The following is a 9200-nucleotide window of genomic DNA, read 5'->3' as shown; positions in this document are numbered from 1 at the left end:
AAACCTTGAAAGATTTCGACTACGTGTATTTTTGGAATGTACAGGTAAAACTTATAAAAATCAGGTTGCTTAACCATGCCCTTCATCAGCTTTCCGCATTGTAGTGGCTAGAATGGAAGCCGTTAAGGAAAGCGCTTGACCACTTCCATTCTACCCACTTAGTGGTCTGCAAGCTGACGAAGGTGCTACTCTAGATTGAGTATCAATCTCGCTAACTTATTGCCGGAATTGTGTGAACATCACAGAATATGGTGATGAGACTATAAACGAAATAATCCTTCACTACTACACTCACGATTTAGTTTCAAATAACTAGTCTATCACTACGACTATTCAATCGTTAAATTCGGGTAAGAATTTTGGACAGCTGCTTTAAAGTTTTCAATAGCCGTATCTAAATCCACTTCTCCCTTTGAATACGGAATTAAAGCATGATCAGAAAAAAGTGTATTAAGTGTTTGGTCAAATTCCGTTAATGATTTTGCATCAATATTAGGAATTTGTTCCGCAAATGCTGCGTAATGGTTTTGTCCACCTAAAAATTCTTCAGAATAATCACCTTTAATATTTTCCACTACACTTTTATTAGAAACAAAATCCCCTGTATCTTTAGCCCAAGCAGTGAGGAAATCCTCATTTGTTGTTACATAAGCAATTAATTCAGCAGCTTCTTCTTTCATATTGCTTGTCTGCGTTATACCAATCCATGTGCCGCCTCTGTAGTATGCCGCCGGTCCTTGTACCATTCTCCAGTCACCAGCCGTAGAATTTCCTGTGTCAGACGACTCTGCATTTGGCTTTAACCAATAATGTAAGCCCCATGTTGGAAGTGAATACCCAAAAATATTATCTGCTGACATACCACCATAATACGACTCACTGTTTTCTTCTGCATCTAGCATTAATCCTTCTTCGTTAAACTTTTTAGCAATCTCTAATAAATCGTAAATTTTTTCGTCTATGACAAGTTTATTATCAACTACCCAACCTTGATCCCGAGTACCAAGAAAAGCGTATTTAAAATCAGCCACACTGGAAACCATATAAACTTCACCGTTAGATGCCTCTTTTAGTTTTACAGCTGTACGATAAAAATCATCCCATGTACCAATGGCTGCTTGTACATCTTCAGGTGTTTCTAATCCTAAAAACTCTTTAGCAATGCTATCCCGATAAAAAAAGGCTCCTGGTGCAGCTTGCCATGCATTTGCTACAAACTGTCCATCACTATTCGTACCTACATCTTTAACATAATCAAATGTATTTTCTGCTCCTTGAACCACAACATCAAACTGACTTAAATCTTCTAACATACCTGACTCAACATATTTTTTTGCAAAATTTGCTTCCATTAATATAACGTCTGGTGCTTCCTTTGATCCTAATACAGGATCTAGTTTTTGTTCAAATTGTTCTGTCGGTATTTCAACTACTTTTATTTTGTAGTCTAAATCTGGATACTCTTTTAAATAATAATCGTTAACCATCGTATCTATTTCATTTGTAAAAGTCCAGATCTCTAACACACCATCATCCTTACCCTTTGAACTGGAATTACTATTTGATGTACAACCAGTTAAGATTAAGAGACTAAGGACAAGTAAAACTGATAGTAACTTGACAACTTTTTTCATTCAAATCCCTCCATCAATTATTAATTTCCTTATCCATCACCTATTCAATCCATAAACCAACCGTTCATTTAACTTTGTTATATATGTTAGCGTTTACAATAATCTTAATAAATTTAGATAAATCACCTCTCATCTCTAATATTTTAAAAGATAACAAAGTTTGTTTATTGAATAAACTAACGTTATTTAAATAATAGTTTATTATTTTTCGATTGTCAATATTTTGTAAATTACAAATTGGTAAGTCACATAATTTTTCTATCAGTGTGGTACGGATGCCCACACTGATTTTTATAATGGTAAATAACATGCCCTGACCACTCAACAACATTAATTACATTTCCTTTATTCCTTTTCTTTATAAATAAAATAATCAAAATCAGCATACTTCCTAGTGCCAGATGTATCTCGGCAGTGCATGCCAACAAAGGCACCGGTAAAGAAACCTCCCCCCTGAATATAATCATCAGACAATTTATAAGAGTGAAAAGCAAATGGTATTTCCACCCAATTTACACCGTCAAAAGAATAAGAATAAGAATAGGTATTTACTTTTACATCAACTCTCATATAAACATATTCCACTTCTTTAGGTATAACAATTTCTTTTCCTTTAAGTGGCATATCAAAGGTAAAATTATCACAAGACATTAATTCAAGTATTCTACCTTTTTCTTCATTCCAAGAGATTTGGAGAGTTGTCCAGTTTTGGGTATTATAGTAGTTTACTAAACCAGCAGATTGTTGGAATGTGTCAGGATGAAATGCAACTTTTGTTTCAGCTGTAAAATTAAAATGCTGCCAACGTCTAGCCACAAAGGCTTGAGTAAATTTTGATGTAAGCGATTCTCTTCCGTAAAGTCTTAAATGTCCAGGGTTATCTTTTAATGACAACGTGTCTTCTCCTAAAGGAATACGCAATGTTTGGAAATGTAAGTTCAGTTGTTCTGAATCAAAGTCATCTTTTTCTGGATAGTCTCGTTCCCATTTCACTTCTTTAATATTTGGGCCCTCAATTTCTAAAGCAGGTTGATTTCCTCCTACAACATATGGCCAATGATTGCGCCATTCTAATCGTTGGATAGCAGTTTCTCTACCAAGTGGACAGAAACCACGAGGATCTAATAAAGGTTGCCCATCTTTCGGCAATGGTCTACCAGTTAAATGAACTAAGAACCATTCATTTGTATGCGTTTGAACTATAGATGCATGTCCAGCCTTTTGAAGCGGATTTCTTGGATAAGGAAATGATGTAATTAAAGGATTATCTGGATGTACTTCATACGGGCCTGTGATTTCTTTAGAGCGGGCAATTGTTGCTTGATGCTCGTATCTTGTCCCGCCTTCTGCTGTTAATAAATAATAATATTCGCCGACTTTATAAATATGTGGAGCTTCCACAAGACCCATATCCGTACCTTTAAATATAATCTTTTGCGGACCAACTAATTTCTGTTGCACCGGATCATACTCCTGCAATACAATACCGTAAAAATTATGGTTACCAACACGATGGTCCCAATACATATTTACGAGATATTTTTTGCCGTCATCATCGTGAAAAAGTGACGGATCAAAACCACTGCTATTTAAATATATTGGGTCTGACCATTCACCATCAATGGTGTCACAAGTCACAAGGTAATTATGACCGTCTTTCCATTGACCTTCCGTTACCTTTATATCCGAATATATTAACCAAAATTTTCCATCCGCATATGACAATGCCGGAGCCCACACTCCACCTGAATCTGGATTGCCTTTCATATTAAGTTGATTTAAGCGGTTTAAAGGTCTACTAACAAGGCGCCAATTCTTTAAATCTTTTGAATGATAAATGCCTCCCCCAGGAAACCATTCAAACGTCGAAACAGCAATATAGTAATCATCTCCTACCCGACAAATACATGGGTCGGGATTGAAACCTGTTAAAATAGGATTCTTAATTCGTACCAAAATATTCACCTCAACATATTTTAATAATTTTTATATTCCATTAACTCATCACCATATATTTTTTATAAAATACTATTTTTTAGAATATGACATGACTAAGGTTTGGTTCATATACTCTTTTGCACAGTCGTTTAATGTTTCATACCGTCCTCATCCACATCCGGCTAACATCTCAGTACTTATTGCAGGTCCTTGTTCACTGGCTTGTTTACTGGTAAGTTTAATAATTTTATTTCACTTTTCATCCCTACCAATATTAAATATATCACTCAGTTGGACCTAAAAGTTAACCGTTCAGCTAAACAAATAAAAGAAGAAATTGATGTAAATATATTATTAGAAGGCAGTTAAAATATACTGATTAATAATTGCTCTTAACTCTTCTACGCGTCCAGATTCATTTTTTATTTCAGGTAAGTCTAAAGCATATTGTTCAAGTGTTTTTAAGTTTGCTCGTCCTTCCATAATCTCTTTTCCGATTCCCTCTGTATAACTTCTATACCGATCTTCAATAAAATGATCCAATACCTTATCTTCTATTAATTGATGAGCCACTTTTAAACCGACCGCAAAGCTATCCATGCCGGCAATATGTGCTTTAAATAAGTCATCTAATTCAAAAGAGCCTCTGCGAACTTTTGCATCAAAGTTTAGACCACCTTTTCCTAAGCCACCATTTTTAATAATCTCGTACATTGCTAAAGTTGTAGAATATAAATTAGTAGGAAATTCATCCGTATCCCATCCTAATAATGGATCTCCTTGGTTTGCATCAACAGACCCTAACATGCCGTTAATACGTGCAACACGTAATTCATGTTCAAATGTATGGCTTGCCAATGTTGCATGGTTTGCTTCTATATTGAATTTAAAATGTTCTTGTAAATCATATTTTTGTAAGAAAGCTAACCCAGTCGCAACATCAAAATCATATTGATGATTTGTTGGCTCTTTCGGTTTCGGCTCAATTAAAAATTGTCCGTCATAACCAATTTCCTTTGCATAATCTACAGCCATGTGGAAAAATCTTGCCAAGTTATCTTGTTCTAAACCCATATCTGTATTTAACAATGATTCGTAGCCTTCACGGCCACCCCAGAACACATAGTTTTCTGCTCCTAGTCGTTTGGCGATTTCTAATCCTTTTTTTACTTTTCCAGCAGCGTAGGCAAATACATTTGCATTACAAGAAGTAGCCGCTCCATGGACAAATCTTGGATTTGAAAACATATTTGCCGTATTCCATAAAAGTTTCGTTTTACTTGTTTTCATATACTCTTCAATCATCGATACAATGATATCTAAATTTTTATTTGTTTCTCTTAATGTATCCCCCTCTGGCGCTATATCGACATCATGGAAACAGAAGAATGGTACATTTAATTTTTCAAAAAATTCAAATGTTGCTTCAACTCTTGCTTTAGCCAAATCCATTCCTTTCAAATGACTCCAAGGTCGAATCATATTCTCGTGACCAAATGGATCGACACCTTCATATGTAAATGTATGTCAATATGCAACACTGAATCTTAACCATTCTTCCATTGTTTTACTACCAATTACCTCAGTAGGATTGTAAAATTTGAACGCAAGCGGATTTTTGGATTTAGGACCTTCAAAATCTACTTTGGAAACGCTTTCGAAAAAGGCCATTATATATTACCTCCTACATTAATAATATTGACTCTGCAGAACACATTACACTTTGAATTATACTAACTGAAACTAAGTTTGTCTACTAAACAAATTAAGTTTTTTTCGAATTTTCATTAACATGCAAATCATTCAAAAATGGAACTTTTATGTGATTTTTCTTTCTTAAACCTATTATGATTTTATTGGATAGGCTAAGTTTGTTTGATTAGTAAACTATGTTATAATAAGTTCGAATATTTTTTTTTTTTAATATAGAAGTAAAATATTGAGTCTATTTTAACGGTATTGATACGGTTATTTTTTAGAGCTGGAGGGGATTTACTTGTCAATTCAAACCGGTAATCATCAGCTGGTTAAAAAAATTAATAAAAATTTAGTGTTAGATATGATTATTCACTACGCACCTATATCTAGAGCAGATATTTCGCAAAAATCAGGTTTAAATAAAGGGACTGTCTCTTCTCTTGTAACTGAACTTATGGATGAACAATTGATATTGGAATCAGGACCTGGAAAATCTAGTGGAGGAAGACGCCCTGTTATGCTTTTATTTAATGAACGTGCTGGCTTTTCTATAGGGATTGATTTAGGTGTAAATTATATTCTCGGAGTTTTAACAGATTTAAAAGGGAAAAATCTTGTTGAGATTAATCGAAAATTAAACGTTCGGACTTATGATGAAGTTCTTACCTTTCTAAAGTCCATTATTCAAGAACTAATGCAAGCAGCACCAAAAAGTCCATATGGGATTGTTGGAATTGGAATAGGTGTACCAGGTCTCGTTGATCATGACGGGCGAATATTGACTGCTCCTAATTTCGGATGGAAGAATCAATATTTAAAACGTGATATTGAGAATGAATTTAATATTCCTGTAATAATCGAAAACGAAGCAAGTGCAGGAGCTTATGGTGAAAAATTGTATGGTGCAGGAAATGACTCAAATCACATGCTCTATGTTAGCGCAGGTATTGGAATTGGCGTAGGAATTATCATTAATGGTGAATTGTACTCAGGTAAAGAAGGGTTTTCTGGTGAGTTTGGTCATACGATCATCCAAGTAAATGGTAAAGACTGCCCATGTGGGAGCAGCGGGTGTTGGGAACTCTATGCATCTGAAAAAGCATTGTTAGATGAGGCAAAGCGGCTATCACTTCCAAATGTTACTGAGGAAACCTTGTCTATTGAACTATTAGACAAATTAGCAAAACAAGGAAATGAAGATATTATCAATTTATTTAATACAATAGGTACATATCTAGCAGTTGGTATAAATAATATTATTCATACATTTAATCCTGACAAAATTATTATTGGTAATCGACTTGTCATCGCAAAAGATTGGCTTAAAAAACCTATTGAGAAATTTATAAACAAAAATACAATGAAATATCATCAAGACCAACTTGATATTAGTTTTTCTAAATTGACAACCTATTCATCAGCTTTAGGAGTATCTGCTCTTTCTATTGAATCGTTTTTAAAAAGTTCTTTAAATTAAAGTAAGAGGTTGTTCTAAAGCTCACCTTCTGCATTGGAACAACCTCTTTATAATTCTCTTAATTGATTTGCTTTCTCTTTTCCGTATCAATCGTGTGAACCCCTAACACATCCAGAATAAATATAAAAATTGGAATACCTAAGATTAAACCCCAGACTCCAAAAAAGTGCTCACCAGCAATTAATACGATAAAGGTATAAAAAACAGGTAAATTCGTTTTCGACGACATAAATTTAGGATTTAATACATAAGCTTCAACCGCATGTACAACCGCAATCATAATTAAAACATAAATTACTTTCATAATGCCTCCAATACTGAAGGCAATCAAACAAAGTGGAACGAGTGAAATGATTACACCGGCCACTGGAATTAATCCAAGGAAAAACACCATGATCGATAATCCAAATAAGTGTGGAAAACCCATTAACCATAGGAAGAATGTTGTAATAATCATATTAACAGTAGCAATCATAAATTGAACTTCAATCACTTTTCCAAAGGTACCAGCAAACTTTTCCCCAAAAAATTCAAGTTCCACATAAATAGAGCGCATTCTACTAAATTTAAAACGCGATGTAAATTCAATTATTCTTTCTTTTTCTAACAAAAAGAATAAACTTAATATTAAGGCTAAAAATAACTGAATACTAAATGTACTAATATTATTAACGGTTTCGACTGCAAACGTGACACCAAACTCCAAATATTCAGTGATTTCAAAATCCTCAATCAATTTTAATATATAATTCACGATCTCATTATCTGTTATAATTGGCTTGGAGTAAAAATCGATTAATTGCTTCAAGAGTTGAGTAATTTCATTTACGAGAACCGGTAAGTAACGAACAGCTCCATAAACTAATAATGATACCGCTGCAGTAAATAGAAAAAGGACCGTTATTTTCCGATTAATTGGGATTCTTTTAGAGATTACTTTTTCTAAACCATTGATTAAAAATGAGAAAATAAAGGTTAGAAGGATAATGTTAATAACACTACGAAGAAGATATAGGATAAAAATGATTATGGCAAAAATGACTACTCGTTTTAGGCTCGTATTTTTAAAAAATTTTACTACATCATCCACTATTTTCAACTTCCCATCTATATCTTTTTTATTATTGTATATGCTTGTTATCAAAAAAAATTTCATTTTATCGCATTATTTCACAAAAAAATCTAGATTAATTTTATCATAACCTCATTTTGGCACATTTACCACAATTTTTAATATGATATTTACGAATTAAATTGGCTATTTTTCAAATAAAGATTAGGTTGCTAAAAATGATTTTTACACGTAATATAAATATTGGGTTTATTAGAATACATTCCATCACCCGAAAACATTAAAGGAATGACTAGAGATGAAAACTACAATTTATAATCAATTAGTAAAAATCATAAATGAAGAAAATATAGCGATTGATGAACATATTAAAAATCATACGTATACAAAATTAGGTGGAAAAGCTGATTTTTTTGTCACTCCTACTAATTATGAAGAAGTGCAAAATGTAGTAAAGTTTTGTTTAACAGAAAAAGTACCATTTACTTTAATCGGTAATGGATCAAACTTAATTGTACGTGATGGCGGAATTCGAGGCATTGTACTCTCACTTAAGAACTTTAATAAAATTACTGTGTCGGGTACAAGAATTACCGCCCAAAGTGGTGCTGCAATTATTGATACGTCGAGAAAAGCATTAGATGCAAAACTTACAGGTCTTGAATTTGCCTGTGGAATTCCAGGTACCGTAGGTGGCGCTATTTATATGAACGCTGGTGCTTATGGTGGTGAAATTAAAGACTGTCTTGAATCAGTTTTAGTTATTGATAAAAATGGTGAAATGATTACAAGAAAAGCACAAGATTTAGACTTATCTTATCGATACAGTAATATACAAGAAAACGGAGATATTGTTCTAGAAGCAACATTCCAATTACAACACGGAAATTACGATGAAATTAAGGCAGTAATGGATGATTTAACTTATAGAAGAGAATCAAAACAACCGTTAGAATATCCTTCTTGTGGAAGTGTCTTTAAACGTCCGCCTGGTTATTTTGCTGGGAAGCTCATTCAAGACAGTAATTTGCAAGGAACTCGAATTGGTGGTGCTGAAGTTTCTAAAAAACACGCTGGCTTTATTGTCAATGTTGATAACGCAACGGCTTCGGATTATATCTCTTTAATTAGACACGTCCAAAAAACGGTCAAAGAAAAATTCGGTGTGTCTTTAGAACGGGAAGTTCGGATCATTGGAGAAGATTTAAATGATAAAAATGAATTTAAACAAAACAAGGAATAGGTCATGGCCTATTCCTTTCAGCTTGTAGACAAAGTCCCTAACTAGTGGCCAAATCTACAGGCTTTTTTTGTATAATAGGGATAGAATTCTTGGTTAACGGGGGAAATTTAGGATGTTATCGAAGCGTACAGACAATAA

5 protein-coding genes and 1 pseudogene are annotated in these 9200 nt (G+C 33.6%); 2 read left to right on the top strand and 4 right to left on the bottom strand.

The features are described 5' to 3' along the window. Positions 1–329: 329 nt before the first annotated feature. From OEV82_RS15525 to xylA, 3 genes and pseudogenes are all read right to left on the bottom strand, one after another. Positions 330–1634, bottom strand: coding sequence for an ABC transporter substrate-binding protein (locus OEV82_RS15525; RefSeq protein WP_263062380.1), 1305 nt, complete (start codon positions 1632–1634; stop codon positions 330–332). Between the two features lie 345 nt (positions 1635–1979). After that, positions 1980–3590 (bottom strand): glycoside hydrolase family 43 protein, encoded by a 1611-nt coding sequence (locus OEV82_RS15520; protein WP_263062379.1) that lies wholly within the window; start codon positions 3588–3590, stop codon positions 1980–1982. 336 nt (positions 3591–3926) lie between these two features. Beyond that, positions 3927–5243, bottom strand: a pseudogene (gene xylA / locus OEV82_RS15515) (xylose isomerase). 325 nt (positions 5244–5568) lie between these two features. Between xylA and OEV82_RS15510 the strand changes: the two are divergent. After that, positions 5569–6747 (top strand): ROK family transcriptional regulator, encoded by a 1179-nt coding sequence (locus tag OEV82_RS15510; protein ID WP_263062378.1) that lies wholly within the window; start codon positions 5569–5571, stop codon positions 6745–6747. Between the two features lie 58 nt (positions 6748–6805). Here the strand turns inward: OEV82_RS15510 and OEV82_RS15505 are convergent, their stop codons facing one another. Then, a complete protein-coding gene (locus OEV82_RS15505; protein ID WP_263062381.1) occupies positions 6806–7840 on the bottom strand; it encodes an AI-2E family transporter in 1035 nt (344 codons plus the stop codon). Between the two features lie 277 nt (positions 7841–8117). Here OEV82_RS15505 and murB point away from each other — a divergent pair, with 277 nt between their 5' ends. Beyond that, complete coding sequence (gene murB, locus OEV82_RS15500; RefSeq protein ID WP_173657676.1) at positions 8118–9062, top strand: UDP-N-acetylmuramate dehydrogenase; 945 nt, start codon at positions 8118–8120, stop codon at positions 9060–9062. The last annotated feature ends 138 nt before the right edge of the window (positions 9063–9200 follow it).

This window comes from Pallidibacillus thermolactis, from assembly GCF_025660415.1.
Taxonomy (GTDB): domain Bacteria; phylum Bacillota; class Bacilli; order Bacillales; family Caldibacillaceae; genus Pallidibacillus; species Pallidibacillus thermolactis.
This window is presented reverse-complemented; position numbering and strand designations above follow the sequence as displayed.